The 16,525-nt window shown below is 62.4% G+C and carries 15 protein-coding genes; 4 read left to right on the forward strand and 11 right to left on the reverse strand.

Annotation, left to right across the window (positions count from 1 at the left end; all coding sequences use genetic code 11):
- Window positions 1-7: 7 nt before the first annotated feature.
- On the forward strand, window positions 8-2,104 hold the full coding sequence (gene pbpC, locus GCN78_RS27355; RefSeq protein ID WP_152254541.1) for a penicillin-binding protein 1C: 2,097 nt from the start codon (window positions 8-10) through the stop codon (window positions 2,102-2,104).
- Here pbpC and GCN78_RS27360 read toward each other — a convergent pair whose 3' ends face one another.
- From GCN78_RS27360 to GCN78_RS27410, 11 genes are all read right to left on the reverse strand, one after another.
- Window positions 2,105-3,727, reverse strand: coding sequence for a type VI lipase adapter Tla3 domain-containing protein (locus tag GCN78_RS27360; RefSeq protein WP_193316889.1), 1,623 nt, complete (start codon window positions 3,725-3,727; stop codon window positions 2,105-2,107). It lies immediately after the preceding gene.
- A 110-nt stretch (window positions 3,728-3,837) separates the two neighbouring features.
- Window positions 3,838-6,156 carry a T6SS effector phospholipase Tle3 domain-containing protein gene (locus GCN78_RS27365; protein WP_152254503.1) on the reverse strand — a complete coding sequence of 773 codons (2,319 nt, stop codon included), beginning with the start codon at window positions 6,154-6,156 and terminating at the stop codon, window positions 3,838-3,840.
- 110 nt (window positions 6,157-6,266) lie between these two features.
- Window positions 6,267-6,500, reverse strand: a complete 234-nt coding sequence (locus GCN78_RS27370; RefSeq protein ID WP_152254504.1) for a hypothetical protein — start codon at window positions 6,498-6,500, stop codon at window positions 6,267-6,269.
- A 52-nt stretch (window positions 6,501-6,552) separates the two neighbouring features.
- Window positions 6,553-7,233 carry a hypothetical protein gene (locus GCN78_RS27375; RefSeq protein WP_152254505.1) on the reverse strand — a complete coding sequence of 227 codons (681 nt, stop codon included), beginning with the start codon at window positions 7,231-7,233 and terminating at the stop codon, window positions 6,553-6,555.
- Between the two features lie 75 nt (window positions 7,234-7,308).
- Window positions 7,309-7,617: a hypothetical protein gene (locus GCN78_RS27380; RefSeq protein WP_152254506.1), complete on the reverse strand. Its 309-nt coding sequence runs from the start codon at window positions 7,615-7,617 to the stop codon at window positions 7,309-7,311.
- 100 nt (window positions 7,618-7,717) lie between these two features.
- On the reverse strand, window positions 7,718-9,064 hold the full coding sequence (locus tag GCN78_RS27385; protein ID WP_152254507.1) for a sigma-54-dependent transcriptional regulator: 1,347 nt from the start codon (window positions 9,062-9,064) through the stop codon (window positions 7,718-7,720).
- Window positions 9,051-10,967 carry a sensor histidine kinase gene (locus GCN78_RS27390; RefSeq protein ID WP_152254508.1) on the reverse strand — a complete coding sequence of 639 codons (1,917 nt, stop codon included), beginning with the start codon at window positions 10,965-10,967 and terminating at the stop codon, window positions 9,051-9,053. Before GCN78_RS27390 ends, GCN78_RS27385 begins: the two co-directional genes overlap by 14 nt.
- A gap of 122 nt (window positions 10,968-11,089) precedes the next feature.
- Window positions 11,090-11,881 (reverse strand): ABC transporter ATP-binding protein, encoded by a 792-nt coding sequence (locus tag GCN78_RS27395; RefSeq protein ID WP_152254509.1) that lies wholly within the window; start codon window positions 11,879-11,881, stop codon window positions 11,090-11,092.
- 11 nt (window positions 11,882-11,892) lie between these two features.
- On the reverse strand, window positions 11,893-12,702 hold the full coding sequence (locus GCN78_RS27400; RefSeq protein WP_413465245.1) for an ABC transporter permease: 810 nt from the start codon (window positions 12,700-12,702) through the stop codon (window positions 11,893-11,895).
- A 42-nt stretch (window positions 12,703-12,744) separates the two neighbouring features.
- Entirely contained in the window at window positions 12,745-13,746 is a 1,002-nt protein-coding gene (locus GCN78_RS27405; RefSeq protein ID WP_152254511.1) for an ABC transporter substrate-binding protein, read from the reverse strand.
- Window positions 13,747-14,153: 407 nt separating this feature from the next.
- Entirely contained in the window at window positions 14,154-14,375 is a 222-nt protein-coding gene (locus GCN78_RS27410; protein ID WP_152254512.1) for a hypothetical protein, read from the reverse strand.
- Between GCN78_RS27410 and GCN78_RS27415 the strand changes: the two genes are divergently transcribed.
- The 3 genes from GCN78_RS27415 to GCN78_RS27425 all read left to right on the forward strand — a co-directional run bounded on the left by GCN78_RS27415 (window position 14,374) and on the right by GCN78_RS27425 (window position 16,478).
- The gene (locus GCN78_RS27415; protein ID WP_152254513.1) at window positions 14,374-14,619 is read left to right on the forward strand and encodes a hypothetical protein; all 246 of its coding nucleotides are present in this window, start codon (window positions 14,374-14,376) and stop codon (window positions 14,617-14,619) included. The genes GCN78_RS27410 and GCN78_RS27415 overlap by 2 nt on opposite strands.
- Window positions 14,620-14,868: 249 nt before the next feature.
- Window positions 14,869-15,369: a winged helix-turn-helix domain-containing protein gene (locus tag GCN78_RS27420; protein WP_223278908.1), complete on the forward strand. Its 501-nt coding sequence runs from the start codon at window positions 14,869-14,871 to the stop codon at window positions 15,367-15,369.
- Window positions 15,370-15,605: 236 nt separating this feature from the next.
- The gene (locus GCN78_RS27425; protein WP_152254514.1) at window positions 15,606-16,478 is read left to right on the forward strand and encodes a M90 family metallopeptidase; all 873 of its coding nucleotides are present in this window, start codon (window positions 15,606-15,608) and stop codon (window positions 16,476-16,478) included.
- Window positions 16,479-16,525: the final 47 nt, after the last annotated feature.

Below are 16,525 nucleotides of genomic sequence, written 5' to 3' on the forward strand. Positions count from 1 at the left end.
ATTGATGATGGGCTGCCTGCTGGCCGGCCCGGCTTCCGCGCAAGCGGTGCTGACGCCGGCCCAGGTGCAGGCCGCTTACCGCAGTTCGGAAGCGCAGCTGCTGGACCGCGGCGGCGCGCCGTTGCAATCCTTGCGCGTGGACATGAAAGTGCGGCGTCTGCCCTGGGTGCCGCTGGCCGACATTTCACCGGCCGTGCAGCAGGCCGTGCTGCTGGCGGAAGACCAGCGCTTCATGCGCCATGGCGGCGTGGATGTGTCCGCGCTGGCCACGGCCGCCTGGGACAATCTGTTTTCCAGGAAACCCCGGGGCGCGTCGACCATCACCATGCAGCTGGCGGGCCAGCTGGACGCGGACTTGCAGGCGTCTTCGGGCGGACGCAGCCTGCGACAGAAATGGGACCAGATGCGTGCCGCCCAGGCGATCGAGGATAGCTGGAGCAAGGCGCAGATTTTCGAAGCGTATCTGAACCTCGTGTCGTTCCGTGGCGAGCTGCAGGGCGTGGCGGCCGCCTCGTACAGTCTGTTCGGCAAGGCGCCGTCCGGGCTGAACCAGACGGATGGCATCATTTTGGCCAGCCTCGTGCGGGCGCCGAACGCGCCGCCGGCCACCGTCACGCGCCGCGCCTGCGCGCTGGCGAAGGAATGGCGCATGGACAGCAGTTGCCAGCTGATCGGCCAGCGCGTGCAGACGGCCTTGCAGCGCAACGCCATGAATGCGGAGCTGGCGCCGGCGCCGCAAGTGGCGCAGCAACTGTTGAAACAGCCGGGCGCGCAAGTCGCCAGCACCCTGGATGGCGCCTTGCAGCGTTTCGCGCAGGACAATCTGCGCCAGCAACTGGCATCCTTGCGCGAGCGCAATGTCAACGATGGCGCCATCATCGTTTTAGATAACCGCAGCGGCGAGATTCTCGCCTATGTCGGCAATGCGGGCGGCAGCCACGTCGATGGCGTGGCGGCCCTGCGCCAGGCCGGTTCCACCTTGAAACCCTTCCTGTATGAACTGGCCATCGAACGCCGGCTGATGACGGCCGCCTCCGTCATGGACGACTCGCCGCTCGACGTCGCCACGGCGTCGGGCATGTATGCGCCGCAAAACTACGACCGCAATTTCAAGGGTTACGTCAGCGCCCGCACCAGCCTGGCCAGCTCGCTCAACATTCCCGCCGTGCGCACGGTGCTGCTGACGGGACAGGACGGCTTTTATAACCGCCTGAAGGAAGTGGGCCTGTCCAGCCTGACGGAAGCGGCCGAATACTATGGCCCTTCGCTGGCGCTGGGCTCGTCCGAGGTGACTCTGCTGGAACTGGCCAACGCCTATCGCGCGCTGGCCAATGGCGGGCTGTACAGCACGGCCAGCTTGCAGCCGGGACAGGCTGGCAAGGATAAACGTCGCGTGATGGAAGCGGGCGCCGCTTTCATCGTCGGCGACATCCTGGCCGACCGCGCCGCGCGCAGCATGACCTTTGGCTTGCGCAACGAACTGGGGACGAATTTCTGGAGCGCCGTCAAGACGGGCACGAGCAAGGACATGCGCGACAACTGGTGCATGGGCTATTCGGCGCGCTACACGGTGGGCGTGTGGGTCGGCAACTTCGACGGCAAGCCCATGTGGGACGTGTCGGGTGTGACGGGCGCCGCGCCCGTGTGGCGCGACGTCATGGATTACCTGCACAAGAACGTGCCCAGCCATGCGCCGAAAGCGCCGCCCGGCGTGCTGCAGCAGATGGTGGCGTACCAGCCCGCGCTGGAAGCGCCGCGCCGCGAATGGTTTATCGCAGGCACGGAAAGCCCAGTCATCGCCGTGCTGGGCGACACGGTGAAGCCGGCCGCCATCGTGTATCCGGCCGAGGACAGCATCCTCGCCATCGACCCCGACATCCCGCCCGCCCTGCAGCGCGTGTTCTTCCAGGCCCAGGGCAGCCACGGCTTGCGCTGGGTGCTCGACGGCAAGGATCTGGGCGCGGCAAGCGAGAGCATCAGCTGGCGCCCCGTGCCGGGCAAGCACGCGCTGGCCCTTGTCGATGGCGCCGGCAAGAGGGTGGCGCAGGTGGCGTTCCAGGTGCGGGGCAATGCGTTGGCGCAGCTTGCCGCACAGGGAAAATAATCAGTTCGATGGATAATTCGCCGGGTCGATGGCTGGCGTGACGTAATGCCGCAGCACATCGCCGCCGTGCGGGTGTTTTTGCGTGCGGCGTTTTTCGTCCGATGGCGGACTGACCAGCACGATAGTCGCTTCTTCCGCATTGCGCAGATTCACCACGGCGCTGACGCCGCCGTCGCGGTAGCTGCCCATCACGCCAATGGCCATCTGTACGAACAGGGTGGCCGCGCCCGTGTTGCCCAGGCGCTGGTCCGTATCGATCCACTGCGCCATGTTGCCGCTGTCGAGTTCCGTGCCGCCATCTTCCGCATGTTTCAACAAGGTCTTGTGCAATGCAATCAGTTGCGCCTGATTGCCGCCCGTGGCGGCGACCAGGCGCGCCGGCGCGGCGGGACGTTCGCTTTCCGGCAGGCTGCGGAGAGCCTCCTGCCAGCCCGCCTGCAAGGCGTGTTCGCGCCGGTCGCGGCGCGTCAGCGGTTTGCCGTGTTCATCCGTCATCCTGACGAACGTGGGCCGATGGATGAAGCCGAAGGTCGGCAGACGGTCCAGCTGTGCCAGCTGTTCCTTGTTGAAGGGCACAGGAAACCAGGGCGTGGGTTGCCAGTCTTTCGGTGGCTGATAAGTCTTGTGTTTGAGCCTGTCGACCATGCTGAAGCTGCCCGTGCCACGGATGTCGGGGCGCTGCGCGAATTGTGCGGCGACGGACAGCCATTCGGCGATTGAGGGCTGGCGCCGGGTGATGGCCGCCGGATCGGTTTCCAGACGTTCCTGCGGCACGGTACCCATCAAATCATAGTAGGCCAGGTACAGGCGTCGCGCCACGCCATAGGTGTTGAGGTCATCGACGCTGTCCTCGGGCGGCGCATCGTCATATGCAAACTTCCGCACGGCGTCGATGCGATCGCGCCGGGCCAGCACGAACAGGGCCGAGGCGTCGGGCATTTCGGGAATGTAGCGGCCGTCATGTGTGAGCGGCGGAGAGTTGTCAGGACTGTACAGGTTGCGCGTTGGCATGCTGTCTTCGGAATTGAGCACGATGTAAGGCACGTCGGGATGGGCATCGAAAAAGGCGAATACCTCTTCCAGGATGCGGTCCGGATGTTCGCTCAGGCGGCGTGGACCACTGGCGAACAGATGCCAGTGCAGGCCGGACGACGCGGCGCCACCGGCCAGGCCTATGGCTGGCGAGTCGGGGCTGTCCAGCATGCGCGAATTGAAGATCGGTGGCTCAGCATTGAAAACAGGGACGCCGAAATACATGGGAGTATCCCTCGCCCCATTCTCCAGCGTGTCGCCGCCGCGGCCACCTGCTATCCCAGCTCTTTGCATGGCGTCCCAGGTGTATTTTTCCTTGTCCTGTTCGCGAATGCTGGCATAGGCATTTCCCTTTTGTAGCGCCTCCCACAGTTTTCCCTGCCGGTATTTGTCCAGGGTGACGCCAAGACCGATGACTTCCAGCACATATTCCCGCTTGTCCTGTTCGGTGGGCGCCGCTTGCTGCACTTGCGGCTGTGCGACGGCCACAGGCTTGGACGCATGCAGCCAGCGAGAGCCGAGCAATGTGGCCGCGACGATGGGCGGGATCAGCAACAGCCATTGCAGGTGCCGCCATATTTTGCTGCTCATCGTGGACTCCTGTAAATAAGTAGGACTGATCAATACAAACCCAAGCAATAGCAGAGTCATCAATGCGAGGGCAACGCAGAAGGGAGAGAGCAAGTTTGGGAAAAAGTTTTTCATCTTGGAATGTCATCGCTGGCTTTATGTACAAAAGGAGTGACGACCGATTCGGTACGCCTGCCATTCACTGTTTCACAAACAACGGTAGACGGCAGGCCTGCTTGCAGTGTTGGCACAAAGGCCGGTAAGTCTCCCGAACTGTAGTAATGTGCATTACCTTCAATGATTTGCTTGCGTTGTAGAGGTTCTGCAGCCCAATAGATTGCAAATTTTTTTATGAAATCCTCCCATCTCAGGATGGATTTTCTTATAGGATTTTTTTTGTCGTTTTGCAGCCGCCAATCCGCCACCGCACACAAATACTGATAGAACTGCGGATCACTGCTCGCCTTCCCGCTGCCGATGGCCACGTCATACGCCGTCACGTTGCGGTGGTTTTCCGCGTTGCCGATGATGGCGCCGTGGAAGGATTTGGGGCTGACCTCGTTCTGCCAGCGCTTGCGGGCCTCGTTCGGGGTTTCTTCGCGGTCGACAATCAGCCTGTCGCCGCCGCCCGGATGGCGCGAGACTCGGTCGAGCTTGCATTGGTCGCCCGCTTCCTTGCCCAGGTTCAGGGCCTTTTCCACCTGCTCGCGCTGGCCCGCGCCGAACATGCCGGCGCCGAATTCGGGAATGCGGTGTTGTAGCGGACGCGGGTCGGCGATGATTTCCTGCTTGCGCATGCGCAAACCTTGCTTGCTGGTCACCGCGATGGCCGCGTCGATCGGGTCGACTTCCTCGCACGGTCCTTGCTGGTCGCGCGGCAGCCTGGCCTGATCGGAATCCTTCGGAAATTGCCCAGGGCGCATCTCGCCGCCGTCCAGCACGGCCGCCTTGGGCACGCGCAGCGCTTCACCATTAATCGTGCGCAAGCCTTCGCGCCGTCCAGCTTCCGTGGAAAAGATATTCCATTTTGCGGGTTTGACGGGTGGCCATTGTGTCTCGGCATGGTTGCCCCGATGACCGCGGTTGGCGCCCGCCACATGGGCATGGTCGTCCTCGCCGTCCAGGCGCAGGGCGAAGTCGTGCGGCGGCTGGCCCACCAGCACCGCTCCGTTGTTCTTGCCGGCGGTATCCAAGCGTTGCTTGTTGGTTAACACGCGCTGGTAAAACCCCTTGCCCAGTTCCTCCAGCGGCTGGCGGCGCTGGAATTCCTTTTCCCAGTAGGTGGGACCATCGCCCCAGATGCTTTTGGCCGTCTTGCCCTTGGTTTTGGACAAGCCATGACCGTCGATGTGGTCGGGTATGCCTTGCCAGCCGATGCCCTGCATATTGTCCAGCGCTACCGTCATGTCTTCGGGACAGAAGTACAGATACACCTTGCCCCGGTTGTCGCGATCCGCCTCCGCGCGCCACGCCGCGCCCGCCATACCATGGCATATCGTGTGATCCTTGATCTGCGCAAAGGCGGGCGTGGCGTGCTTTTTTGCCACCACGCCTTGCACGATCCGCACGAGGGTTTGCAGGCGCGCATGCAGGGTCTGGCGGTTGTCGATGGCGTCGTACTGGTCTGCCATCGCCGCATCGCGGCCGCCGCCGAAGATGCGGCTCGCTTCCGCCGCACCGAAAAACATCGTCGTGTCTTCCTCCAGGCTGTAGGGCGGATGCGTGAGGATCAGCGTGTCGGCGGGGCGCTTGCCCTCGTCGAGCAGGAAGGCTTGCGCCAGCAGCGAGATCAGACAGCCCTGGCTGTGCGCGACGATGGACACCACATCGTTGCTGTCGTAATCGCGGATCATGGCGATCAGGGCCGCCAGGCGCTTGGCTGCCAGTACCATGTACATGCGGCCCGGAGCCGTCATCAGGGGCCGCACGGGATCGCCGCCCACGTCGTACGGAGAGAACAGCCCCTTGTTCCACATGTCGGGCAGGGTGTTGGTGGCGTTGCCGAACGGGCCGCCGTTTTTCGACATGTCCTTGTCCAGGCGGTTGCCGTAGCGGTCCGTGTTCTGGCCGTTGACCACTTTGCTGGCGTTGCCTTGTTCGCGATAGCCCCAGTAAAACGGAATCACGGGGCTGTACGTCGTGTCATCAGGCTGGCGCTTGAAAAAGATGGCGTCCGGATCGGCGATGGTTTCACGCTTGTCGGCCTCCTGCGGCAGGCGGTAGGTGGCCGGGGTGAAAACATGGCCGCCGCCGTACATGCGCGCATCGAGTCCCTGGCACAGGCCTTTTTCCACGGCGCCAAAGCTGGTGCCCACGTCATTGACGCCATGGATGACGATCACATTGCCGGGCAGCTCAGGGCGGATGCGCACGATGGCTTCCTGCATGCGGTCGCAGTGCAGCAGGGCGGTACGCTTGCCGCTGGTGTAGGGAAGTTTAGGATACGCCATCGCCGCTCCATGCTGGCCAGACAGGTCAGTGTAGAGGGGCGAAACGGCTGATTAATTGCGCTGACGCAAACTTTGCGGAAAAGATGGCAGTGATGCCGGGAACGATGGCGCTACCGCTTGGCCAGCGTCTTGTCGGCCAACCCCGGCAAGCCCCACAGCAAACCGAGCCAGACACAGAACGACAGGCCCCGGTGCAGCGCCACAAAGCATAGGCCGAAAATCAGGCCACGCGCGAACGGGTTCGTGTGTGGCACGTGGGCACTATCGAGCAGGAACATCGTGGCGACGGCGGCAACCGTCATGACGGGCAGCATGAACCACCATTTGCGTTCGATGGGCGACATGGCTTCCTAAAAAAGTGTGTGTCAGCGATTCTAGCGCAAAAATTGCCAAAAATTACGGCGCACTGAGGATGTTCGTCAGCGCGATGCGGTACGCCGGCTGCACCTCGCCATCCTTGTCCAGCTTGTCCGTCATGATCACGCCGAAACCTTGCGCGTACCACACGTATTCGCCACTTTGACCCTTGCTCTTGCCACCGACGTCGCGCAGTTCGAACTTGCAGGCGTCGGGGAAGCGGCGGCCGCCCAGTTCCAGGCGCTCCCAGCCCAGGAAGGTGATGGAAAAATCGCGTTTATCGGTGCGCGTGGAGGTGGTGATCTTGTCGGACAGGCCCGCCAGCGGGTAGTGGGTGCTCGTTTGCGTGTCCGTGAACTGCACGCGCACCTCCTGGCCTGGACGCATCCTGGCGGGGATGGCCGATTGCGGCGCGTAGACGTTCTTACTGCGCACGGTGCCGTCTTCGTTGTAATGGATCGTGCCCGTCAGGAAGACCTGGCCGTCGCGGATGTCCTGGTAGGACGTGGCCAGCAGCACGCCGCCGTCGAGGATCAACTGCGTGCCCTTGAGCTTCTTGCCTTCGAAGGTTTCCTCGACGTTGACTTGCGCGTCGCCATTGTTCTTGCTGAACTTGACGCCCGTCGTCAGTTCCATGCACTCGCCCACCGTGGGCGCCGCCTGTACACTCGCGGCGGCCAATACGCCTGCCGCCACCATCGTTTGCCATGCTGCTTTCATTGCCATCCTGACTATCTTGTAAAGGCAGGATGATAGCGTGCCTTGAAGCAATGTGGCGCAGCGCTGGAGGTGGACTTAGCGCGCCGGTGCTACCGGTGTCGCTGGCGGCGAGGTGGCCGCTCCGCTGGCGGCCGGGTTGTCCGAGGTGGCGACGGGCTTGCCGCGGCGGCTGCGTTTGTCCGTGCGAGTTTTGCTGGCCTTGCCGTCGTGGATCAGCTTGCCCTTGTTGTCCAGCTTGTCGGACTGGTCCGATTGCTGGCCCGGGTCGTTGGGATTGTTGGTGTGGTTGCCCGTCTGGTTGACATTGGTCGTCGACTGGGCTTGCACCCAGGCGCCGCCCACGGTCATCAGGGTGGCGGCCAGCAAGAGAGCGGCGGTTTTCATGGCGGTGTCCTGTGCAGAAGTTGAGCCTGCATTCTCCCACAGGAGTCCATCGGCATGGGTAGGACGCCGCCTCATGGCCGTGTCGGCTAGTTGCTAGTGCTTATCGGAATTGTTCCGTCGAGATATCGAAGCGCTTGAGCTTGTCGTACAGGGTTTTCTTCGGGATATTCAGACTGGCAGCCGCGTCGATGACGTTGCCATTGTGGCGGCGCAAGGCTTCCTCGATGATGGAAATCTCGAAGGTGTCGACTTGCTCGGCCAGCGAGGCCTCGCGGCAGCCGGCCGGGCTCAGGGTGTCGTCGAGCAAGCCCAGCACGAAGCGGTCGGCTACATTGTGCAGCTCGCGCACATTGCCGGCCCAGCGCTGCGCCATCAGCGAGGCGATCAGTTCGCCGCTGACGAGGGCGGCCGGCTGGCCGTAGCGCAAGGCCGCTTGCAGCACGAAAAATTCGAACAGCAGCGGGATATCCTCGCGCCGGTTGCGCAGGGCGGGCAAGGTGAGGCTGGCCACGTTCAGGCGGTAATACAGGTCGGGACGGAATTTCCCCTGTTCCGCCAAGACACTCAAATCTTCCTTGGCGGCGGCGATCACGCGGAAATTGACGGAAATGAGTTTATTGGAACCGAGGCGTTCGACTTGCCGCTCCTGCAGCACGCGCAGCAGTTTCACTTGCAGGGCCAGCGGCATGCTTTCGATTTCATCGAGAAACAGGGTGCCGCCGTTCGCATATTCGATCTTGCCGATGCGCTGGCGCTGCGCCCCCGTGAACGCGCCTTCCTCGTGGCCGAACAGTTCCGACTCGAAGATCGATTCGGGCAGGGCGCCGCAGTTGATCGCCACGAAGGGGTGGTCGCGCCGCTCGCTGAAGTCGTGCAGGCAGCGCGCGATGAGTTCCTTACCCGTGCCCGTTTCGCCCAGGATGATGATGTCGGCCGATTTCGGCGCCAGGTTCAGCACCAGCTGGCGCACCTTGGCCATGGCCGCGCTGCGGCCCACGATGCGCGCCTCGATGCCGACCCGTTGCTCGAGCTGGCGGCGCAAGTTCATGTTTTCCAGCACCAGATGGCGTTTGTCGAGCGCGCGGCGGCACACTTCCACCAGCAAGTCGGCGGAAAACGGTTTTTCGATGAAATCGTAGGCGCCACGGCGCATGGCGCCCACGGCCATCGACACGTCGCCGTGACCGGTGACGAGGATGACGGGCAGGCTGGCATCCTGCGCCACGGCGATATCGAGCAGTTTCAAGCCATCCATGCCGGGCAGCTTGATGTCGCTCAATAAAATACCGGCAAATTCGGGTACCAGGTAGGGCAGCGCTTCCTCGGCCGTGGCGACGGCCGTCACTTGCAAGCCCGCCAGTTCCAGCGATTGCCGGGCGCCCTTGCGCACGACGGCATCGTCTTCCACCAGCAGCACTTGCATGCCTTCAAAATTATTCTCGTGCATCGGGCGTTTCCTCAGTCTCTTTATTCTTTTCCCCCGGGGCGCAGCTCAGGGTGATGGTAAATTGTGCGCCGCCCCCTTCCTGCGCGCTGCGGTTGCGCACGGCCAATGCGCTGCCGGCCGCCCGCAGTATGCCAGCGCTGATCGACAATCCCAAGCCCAGCCCGTGTTCCTTGGTGGTATAGAAGGGGTCGAAGATCTTGTCGAGCGAAGCGAGCGGGATGCCCGGGCCATTATCGGTGATATGCAGCACGGCGAGGTCGCCTTCGCGGCGCACCTGGAACCAGATTTGCACGGGTTCGCTTTCCGGTACGGCATCCATGGCATTCGTGATCAGGTTGGTAAACACCTGTTCCAGCCCGATGGCGTTGCACAGCACGGTGATGTCGTCCTCCAGCCAGCTTTCATGCAGGGTCAGGCGCTGCGAGTTCTTGCGCGTGCGGATTTGCAGCATGGTTTGCGCAAATGCCTGGCGCACGCTGACGGGTTTGCGCGCATCGTCGCTGCGCCGCGCAAAGCCCTTCAATTGCGACGTGACATAGCCGAGCCGCTTGACGAGGTCGGAGATGGTCGACAGGTTGTCGAGCGCATCGTCGATCTGGCCCCGCGCCAGGAAGACCTTGGCATTGTCGGAAAACGTTTGCAGGGCGGCCAGCGGCTGGTTCAGCTCATGCGTGACGCCGGCCGCCATCTGGCCGATGGCCGCCAGCTTGCCGCTTTGCACCAGTTCCGCCTGGGCATAGCGCAAGGTTTGCTCGGCCCGCTCGCGCTCGGCCACCTCGGCCTGCAGGCGGCCGTTCGCATGCACGAGGTCGGCCGTGCGCTGCTCGACCTTGATTTCCAGCTGTTCATAGGCGCGCGCCAGCGTTTGTTGCGCATTGAGCTTGTCGGCGATGCGGCGCCGGCGCTGGCGCGCATACATCAGGGCCAGCAGCAGCAGGGCCCAGCCCAGCGCGGCGGCGATGGCCGCGTTGCGCGCCGCCTCGTCGACCTGGTCGAGCTCGGCCAGCACGGTGATTTGCCATTGCAGCGGGCCCAGCGCTCGGTTCACGGCCAGATAGTTCACCTTGTCGGCGCTGCCGGACAGGGCCGGCGTGTCGCCAGCCTGTGGGCGCTCCAGGGTCATGACGCTGGCGCCGTCGGCGAACTGGCGCTGCACCTGGTGCGGCAAGATGGGCAGATTTTCTTGCAGGAACTGGCGCTGCTCGCTGATGTCTTTCTTGGCGGCCGCCGACAAGGGCGCCAGGGTCTTGAACTTGAAGGTGGGCGTGGTGGCCAGGATGATCACGCCATTCGCATCCTTGACCCAGATCTGTTCGCCCGCACCGGGCGTGCGCCACGATTGCTCGATCCAGTCCAGGTTGACCTTGGCGGCGACGATGCCGATGATGCGCCCATCGCGCTGCACGGGCTGCGAAATGAAATAGCCGGCCTCGAAGGTGGAAAAGCCGATGCCGTAAAAGCGGCCGATGCCGCCCGCGAACGCATCCTTGAAGTAGGGCCGGAAGCCATAGTTGACGCCCACATACGAGCTGCGGTCTTGCCAGTTGCTCGACGCCAGGGTGGTGCCCTTGTCATCGAGCACGTAGACGGCAAAGGCGCCCGCGCGGCGGTTCATGTCGACCAGGTAGGCATTGATCTGCGTGACCTTGTCGGCGCTGGGCTGCTCCAGCAGCTGCGCCACGGCATCGCTCTGGGCCACGGCCAGGGGCAGGAATTCGTACTTGTTGAGGGCGCCGCCGATGGACGCCGCATACAGTTCCGCGCGCGAATCGAGGGTGCGGTGCAACTCATCGAGCTGGCGCTGCTGGACCCAGGCATACGAGGCCCACGTCAGCACGACCAGCGAGCCCACGGCCAGCAGGGGGCCGAGCGCGGGTCTCAGGGTCCATTTGCCGAATGCCATGGTGCTCCGTGTGTCGGGTTGAATACGGCGGTATTGTAAAGCTGAAACCCGCAAGTCGAAGACTGGGGTCGGACCTTAAGGTCCGACCCCGGCACTTGCTTTGGGGTATGGTCGCACGACGACTAATCTGCCGTACTTGCCATGGTTTCGGCGTTGTGATGACGCTGCTGCTCTTCCATCACCATCTCGCCCAGCATGCGCTTGAGGCGGTTGAACTCGGGGTCGCTCGGGTCGCGCGGGCGGGGCAGCTCGATGGCCACGTCGCGCTTGATGGTGCCGGGACGGTAGGTCATGACGATGGTGCGGTCGGCCAGGTAGATCGATTCCTCGATCGAGTGCGTGACGAACACGATGGTGGTGCCGAAGACTTTCCAGATTTTCAGCAATTCATCTTGCAGGTTGCGCCGCGTCAAGGCATCCAGCGCGCCGAACGGCTCGTCCATCAGCATGATGGGCGAATCGAGGGCCAGCACGCGGGCGATCGCCACGCGCTGGCGCATGCCGCCCGACAAATCTTTCGGGTAGCGGGCACGGAATTCCGTCAAGCCCAGCATGCTCAGCAGCATGTCGACCCGTTCCTTGATCTCGGCCGGCGTCTTGCCGGCGATTTCCAGGCCGAAAGCGATATTGCTTTCGATGCTCATCCAGGGGAACAGCGCGTATTCCTGGAACACCATGCCGCGGTCGGGACCGGGTTCGGTGATCAGCTTGCCGCCGGCCAGGATCTGGCCCGACGTCGGCTGCGAAAAGCCGGCGATGGCGTTCAAGAGGGTCGACTTGCCGCAGCCGGATGGCCCCAGCAGGCAGATGAATTCGCCGCTGGCGATTTCCAGGTTGATATCCTTCAGGGCGATGACGTCCGCGCCGCCCGTGGTGAAGATTTTATTGACTGCATTGATATTGATCGTGGTCATGGCCGTTCCTCTCAGTGTTCCAGGCCGCGGTGCCACTGCAGCAAATGATTATTCAGGGCATTCATGGCGATATCGATGGCCAGGCCGAACAGGCCGATGGTGAACATGCCGGCGATAATCTTGTCGGACCAGAAGTACTCGCGCGCTTCCAGGATGCGGAAACCGAGGCCGCTGTTGACGGCGATCATTTCCGCCACGATCACGACGATGAAGGCCGTGCCCATGCCGATGCGCGCGCCGGCCAGGATGTAGGGCGTGGCCGCTGGCAGGATGACGCGGCGGAACATCGTCATCTGGCTGGCGCCCAGGTTGCGCGCGGCGCGAATATAAATGCCGTCGACCTGGCGCACGCCGGCGATGGTATTCATCAGCACGGGGAAGAAGGAACCGATGCTGATCAGGAAGAAGGCGGGCGGGTTGCCCAGGCCGAACCACAAAATCGCCAGCGGGATGTAGGCGATGGGCGGGATCGGGCGCAGCACCTGCACCAGCGGGTCGAACAGTTTATAGATGGTCTTGTTGGTGCCCATCAGCAAGCCCAGCGGCAAGGCCAGGCCGGCGCCGATGGCGAAGCCGCCCAGCACGCGCGACAGGCTGGCCCAGGCGTCGTGCGGCAATTCGCCGGAGAACATCCACACCAGGTAATTGCCCGCTTCGGGCGTGTACGCCTGCATGGGAATCAGGTATTCATACCATTTGACCACCACGGCCACGGGCGAGGGCAGGATTTGCGGATTGATCCAGCCGAACGTCGACATGGCTTGCCACAGCAGCAGCACGGCCACGGGCACGGCGGCGCCGTGCGCGAAGCGTTTCATCATTTGAATATTCATCGTGACACTTTCAGATTAGCGAGGTCGTGATTAGCGTGGGACATAAGACTTCTTGGCTTTTTCCAGCAGGTCCAGCTTGACCCAATCCTTGGCGGCAGGCGCCTTGGCCATGCGGCCCACGCCGAATTTCACCATGTAGTCGGTGGTCAGCTGCACGTGGCTTTGCGTGATGTCTTCCGTGAAGATGGCGTTGTCGATGGCGTCGCGGTAATCGTCGGACGTGATCTGGTTCTTGAACATCGATTCGCGCACGTATTTTTCCGCCAGTTTCGGGTCGGCCAGGAAGGCGCGCGTGGCGGCGACGAAGCAATCCATGAAACGCTGGGCCACGGCCGGCTTTTCCTTGTACATCTTTTCCGTCATCACGAGCGCGCGCACGGGCTCGCCCAGCGGCGTGTCGTAGGGCTTGATGATGGCCGCGCCGTATTTCTTGTGGATGGCTTGCGTGGAGTAGGGCTCGGACTGGCTCATGACGTCGATATCCTTGGTCAAGAGCGCCTGGTTGAGGTCAGGGTAGCCCATGTACAGGATCTGCACGTCCTTGCCCGGCTTGTCGGACCAGGTCAGCTTGGCCTTGGTCAGCTCGGCAAACAGCAGGATTTCCTGCGGGCCGCCGCGCGTGACGCCGACTTTCTTGCCTTTCAGGTCGGCGATGCCCTTGATGTTCAGGTCGGGACGCCCGACGATCTGCACGCCGCCCTTGGCGAAGCCGCCCACCAGGTACACGGGCAAGCCCGTGGCGCGGCCCGTGATGGCCGCTTCCAGCGCGCTGGCGGACACGTCGATCTCACCGGCGATCATGGCTGGCACGATGTCGAGGCCCTTGGCGAAGATGCGTTCCTCGATCTTCAGGTCGTATTTCGGCGCGATTTCCTTCATGTAGGCGACGGCGCCGTAATGGGCGAATTTCAGGTTGCCCAGGCGGACCAGGTCGGCCGCATGGACGGCAAGCGGGAATTGCGCGGCCAGGGCGACGGCCACGGTCAGTGCCTTGGTGTTGAGGAAGGACGAGATGCGGAAGGTGCGTGCCATGCTGTTGTCTCCAAAAGGTAGATGGTTTTATATAGTGGGTCAGGCTGCCGCTCTGGTGGCGGTTATGAAAATATAAAAGCATCTTCCGTGCCAGTGGAGCGCATTTTGACGTTTATTGCAAGTGATTGTTTATAAAGGTTTAATTTGAATCTATTGAAAATGGGAAATGGCGATATTCCGTTTTTCCGCACGGCGGGCGGAAAGGGTGTGCGGATTGCCGCATTCCTGGCGGTGGTTTCGCCGTCGACTGGCCGATGCATTGCATGTGAACCTAAATGGCGTGGCCGACTCCAATCGTAAAAAAACGCGTTGCAAACAGGCTGGCAACGCGTAACTCCCCCGTGGAGTAGGGGTGGCGCCGCAGGGGCGCCCGATCGATCGCCGTCCGGCGGCCTCGCCGTTAGGCTTTACTTCGGCGCCGTGGCCGGCGGCAGGGCGGGCGCGGTGGCGGGATCGGTCAGCGGCGCGGGCGGCGTCGTGCTGCCCGGGCCGGTTTCCGGCATGGCTGGCGTGACTTGTGGGGTGGAAGCGGGGTTGGGCGCCATTTCGGGCAGGGGCGCTTCGGCCGGTTTCTTGCAGGCGGACAAAGTGACGAGCAAGGCGGCGGCCAACAGGGCAGGCATTTTCATGATGTTTCCTTTGCAAGAGTCGAAGGTGCGCGATGCGGGCGGCGTGCGCCGCGTGCGAAGCTTGAATCTATTGCAATGGAGATTCCGCTTCTGTTCGCTATTTCACTTTGCGCCATGCATGGCGGCGCAAAGTGGGAATGCCGCGGGGTTTGGATGTCATTTTTGGATGTCATTTTTAGATGCCGTGAGAGAAAGAATTCAGTGGGGCAATATTTTTCACTTTCTTGCTTCTAATGTTCGTTAACGCACAGACCAGTGAGGAGCAGGATGGCATTCTGTGCCCAGACGCTCAGGATTCGTGGTGTTCTGGTATAAAAATTGCCAAGAACTTAACAATCCGGGCTACCGGCAATCGTTTAAAAGGAGTATTCAAATGCATGCAATGACTCAGTCTCACGTGAAGAGCGAATTAAAGGCAGCGCACCAGGAACTTCGTAGCCCCGAAAAAGGCTCGCAAATGGTAGAACGCGCAGCACCCATCCCCCCGGAACGCATGAATCCCATTTCCATGGCACCGATCGAGCGCGTGCGTTCGACGTCGGCCACCCTGCGTCGCATCGAAAACATGCAAAAGCTGATCGGCGAATTGTCGCTGCACGAGATGCTGGCCGACGAAATCGCCTGGTTCCTCAAGTTCTCGCCATCGGGCGCCCGCAAATACATCCGCGACCTGCGCGAAGCGGGCGTGATCGAACTGGCCCGCTACATCGAAGGCACCGCCACCTACCTGGGCAAGGCAGTGTACCAGCTGACGCCGGACCCTGAGCGCGTGCGCGCCTTCCTGGCCGCCATCGTCCAGCCGAAACGCGAAGGCGCGCCACCGCGCAAAGACCGTCCCGGCCTGCGCGAGCAGAGCATGGCAGGCAGCGGCCGTCACTTCCACATCCTGGCCGATGACACGCATTACGCCATCCGCGTCAACCGCGGTCCCGTGACGCGCGATCCGCTGGTCGCCGCATTGTTCGGAGCGCCACAGCAAAAATCTGCCGAGTAACCCCCGACGTTGTTGTCGGGCGTTGTGACGTTGCAATGAAAGCCGGGTGACATCCCGGCTTTTGGCGTTGGTGCTCGCCCGTTGACCTTGGCGGATTGAAAAGATGTTAATCAACCCCATGTGGGCTGGACTGCCCGCCCGTTCCGATGCGGGTTCATTCGAAGGAGCTTGTCCTTGTCTGCCTACGCCGCCCTGTTATCGTCTCCGCCACTGCCCTGCCTGAAACGGGACTCCGCATGAACCCTCTTCTGTGGATCGCCTTCGTCACGGCCGCCATCGTCTTTTCGCTGTGGTTCCCCCGCTGGCGCCTGAGGCGGGCTCTCGCGAAGCCCTTGCCGGCCGAAGGCTTGGCCGTGCTGGAAAAGAACATTCCCGTGTATCCCCGCATGCCGGCGCCGCTGCAGCAGCAACTGCGCCGGCTCGTCGTGCAATTCCTGTATCAAAAGAAATTCGTCGGTTGCGGCGGCCTGGAGATCACGGACGAGATGCGCTACACCATCGCCGGCCAGGCCTGTTTGCTGCTGCTGAACCGCCAGACGCAGGTGTATCCCGCGCTCGACACCATCCTCGTGTATCCCACGGAATTCATCGTCACGCGCGATGAAGTGGGGCCGGGCGGCGTGGTGACGCCATCGGCCAACGGCTTGCTGGGCGAATCCTGGGGCGACGGCCGCGTGGTACTGGCCTGGGACCACGTGCAGCGCGGGGCGGCCGACTGGACCGATGGCCATAATGTCGTGCTGCATGAATTCGCCCACCAGCTCGACAGCGAATCGGGCGCCGCGAATGGCGCGCCCTACCTGCCCAGCGTGTCGAGCTACCGCAGCTGGGCCACCGTGCTGTCGCGCGACTTCGACAACCTGCGCCACGACGCCATGGTTCAGCAGCAAAGCGTGATGGACCATTACGGCGCCACGAATCCCGCCGAATTCTTTGCCGTGGCCACGGAAACCTTCTTTGAAAAGCCGTACCAGATGGCCGAGCACCACGAAGAACTGTATGCGCAATTCTTGCAGTACTACAAGGTTGACCCGCGCGACTGGATGGCGCCGCCTGTGGAAGCCGAGCACATGGCCTCGCCATTCCCCAACTTTGTCCAGCACTGGTAGCGAGGCGACGCCCTTAGGTGATTTGCTTATAAGTAAGGGTGAAAAGA

It is taken from the genome of Janthinobacterium rivuli (assembly GCF_009208735.1).
Lineage (GTDB): Bacteria > Pseudomonadota > Gammaproteobacteria > Burkholderiales > Burkholderiaceae_D > Janthinobacterium.